Here is a 3002-nt window from a genome sequence, read left to right on the forward strand (position 1 = left end):
GCGCGGCCTGACGCTGATGACCAACGGCGGCGGCGCCGGTGTCATGGCGGCCGACGCGGCCGCGCTGGCCGGCGTCGACCTGCCACCGCTGAGTGACGCGCTTCGCGCAAAGCTGGACGCCGTGCTGCCGCCCACCTGGTCGCACGGCAACCCCGTCGACATCATTGGCGACGCGCCGGTCGAGCGCTACACCGCCACGCTGCGCGCGCTGCTCGACGACCCCGACACCGGCACGGTGCTCTTCATGCACGCACCGACGGCCATCGTGCGCAGCGAGGACATCGCCCTTGCCTGCGCACCACTGGCCCGCGAGGCCGCCGGTCGCCTGATGAGCTGCTGGCTGGGCGACGCCGGCGTGGCCGAGGCGCGGCGCACCTTTGAAGGCGCGGGCGTGGCCGGCTACGACACGCCCGAGGAAGCTGTGCGAGCGTTCGCCATGCTGGCCCGCTACGCCAGCAACCAGGCGCTGCTCACCGAGGCGCCCACCGCCAGCGAGGCCGGGCCGGCGGACCGCGCGGCGGCGCGCGCCGTCGTCGAGGCGGCGCTTGCCGATGGCCGCGAGATGCTCGACGAGCTGGAGGCCAAGGCCGTGCTGCAGGCCTATGGCATCCCGGTCGTGCCGACGGTCGCGGTGGGTCCCACCGCTGACGAAGCGGTGACAGCCGCAGTCGCCATCGGCTACCCGGTCGCGCTGAAGATCCTGTCGCCCGACATCAGCCACAAGTCGGACGTGGGCGGCGTGGTGCTGGGCCTGAGCGACGACGCGGCCTTGCGGCTGGCCGCCCGGCAGATGCTGGCGYGGGTGCGCTCGATCAAGCCGCTAGCACGCATTGCCGGCTTCACGGTGCAGGCCATGGTGAGCCGGCCGCATGCGCAGGAGCTGATCGTCGGCGCCAGCGTGGACCCGGTGTTCGGCCCGGTCATCCTGTTCGGCCAGGGCGGCACGGCGGTGGAGGTGATGGCCGACCGCGCCATCGGCCTGCCGCCGCTGAACCGCGTGCTGGCCCGCGAGCTGGTGGCCGGCACACGCGTGGCCAAGCTGCTTGCCGGCTACCGCGACCATGCACCCGCGCGCATGGACGCCATCTGCGACGTGCTGGTGACCGTCTCGCAAATGCTGGCCGACCTGCCCGAGCTGGCCGAGCTGGACATCAACCCGCTGCTGGCCGACGGCGACGGCGTCATTGCGCTGGACGCCCGCCTGCGCGTCACCCCTGCGGCCAGTGCCGGGACATCGCGCTTCGCCATCCAGCCCTATCCGGCTGAACTTGCCGAGACCTGGACGTGGCAGGGCCGGCAGCTGCAGGTGCGCCCGATCCGGCCCGAGGACGAGGCGCGGCACCTCGCCTTCGCCGGGCAGCTCGCACCCGAGGACATCCGCCTGCGCTTCTTCAGCATGCGGCGCGAACTGCCGCGCAGCGAGCTGGCCCGCCTGGTGCAGATCGACTACGACCGCGAGATGGCTTTCGTCGTGATTGAGGCGCAGGCCGACGGCACGCAGCACACGCTAGGCGTCGTGCGCGCCGTGGCCGATCCCGACAACGTCGAGGCCGAGTTCGCCATCGTCCTGGCCACCGAGCTGCAAGGGGAGGGCCTGGGGCAACGGCTGCTGGACAAGATGGTGGGCTACCTGCAAGGCCACGGCACGCAGCGCCTGGTGGCGCTGGTGCTGCGCGAGAACGTAGGCATGCGCGAGCTGGCGACGCAGGGCGGGTTCAGGCTCGACAAGGCCGGGTCTGACCATGAAACCCTGCGTTATGTGCTGGACCTGATTTGAAACGTTGAACAGTCTTTCGGCCCAGCACGAGGAGTCCCAATGCAGATCATGGTTCTAGGTTCGGGTTGCAGCAAATGCCGCAGCACCATCGCGATGATCGAGCGGGTGGCGAAGGAGCAGGGCGTCGAGGTCGAGATCATCAAGGTCGAGGATCACGATGCGATCCTGAGTCACGGCGTCAGCGCGACGCCGGCGGTCGTCATCGACGGCCGGGTCGTGCACAGCGGCGGGCTGCCCTCGCATGCCGAGGTGCAAGCCTGGCTGATGCCGGCCGCGCAGGCGCCGAGCTTCCTGACCCAGGCCACACGGCACCTGTTCTTCACCGGCAAGGGCGGCGTCGGCAAGACCTCGCTGTCCACCRCCGCCGCGCTGACGCTGGCCGACGGGGGCAAGAAGGTGCTGCTGGTGAGCACCGATGCGGCCTCCAACCTCGATGAGATGCTGGGCATCGAGCTGCGCAACACGCCAACGCCGGTGCCCGGCGCGCCGGGGCTGTCCGTGCTCAACATCGACCCCGACACGGCGGCCGAGTCCTACCGGCAGCGGGTGCTGGCGCAGATGGGCGCTGGCGCCAGTGACGCCGAACTCTCCACGGTGAGCGAGCAGCTGTCCGGCGCCTGCACCACCGAGATTGCCTCGTTCGACGAGTTCGCCGCGCTGCTGTCCGACAAGGACGGTCGCTTCGATCACATCGTCTTCGACACCGCGCCGACCGGCCACACGTTGCGGCTGCTGAGCCTGCCCAAGGCCTGGAGCGGCTTTCTCGACGGCAACGACCGGGGCGCCTCCTGCCTGGGCCCGCATTCGGGGCTGAAGATGCAGGAGGAGCGCTTCAAGGCGGCGCTGGAAGCGCTGAGCGACCCGGCCCAGACCACCGTCATCCTGGTGACGCGGGCGGACAAGGGCGCGATCAATGAAGCGGCGCACACCTCGGCCGAGCTGCATGAGCTGGGCTTGCACAACCAGCGGCTGGCTATCAACGGCGTGTTCCACGCCAGTGAGCGCAGCGACGCCGTGGCCTGCGCCATCGAAGACCTGGGGCAGCAGGCGCTGGACGCGATGCCCGCATCGCTGCGTGCACTGCCGCAGGACCGCGTCCCGCTGCGGGCCTTCGACACGGTCGGCCTCCCCGCGCTGCGCGCACTGCTGACCCTGGATGCCGGCCCGATCGCGCCGCCCATGGCTGCGGTCGTGGAAGCCAGCGGCAAGCTCCCAGGTCTTGACG

General features: G+C 70.7%; 2 protein-coding genes. Both read left to right on the forward strand.

What is annotated here, in order from left to right:
* Positions 1–1777 (forward strand): bifunctional acetate--CoA ligase family protein/GNAT family N-acetyltransferase (locus tag AC1DU6_RS25400; RefSeq protein ID WP_477860478.1); only part of this gene is annotated, 1777 nt, incomplete at its 5' end.
* Positions 1778–1816: 39 nt separating this feature from the next.
* Positions 1817–3002: TRC40/GET3/ArsA family transport-energizing ATPase (locus AC1DU6_RS25405; RefSeq protein WP_477860480.1), on the forward strand; the 1186-nt coding region annotated here is incomplete at its 3' end.

Source organism: Roseateles sp. P5_B10, assembly GCF_056400485.1.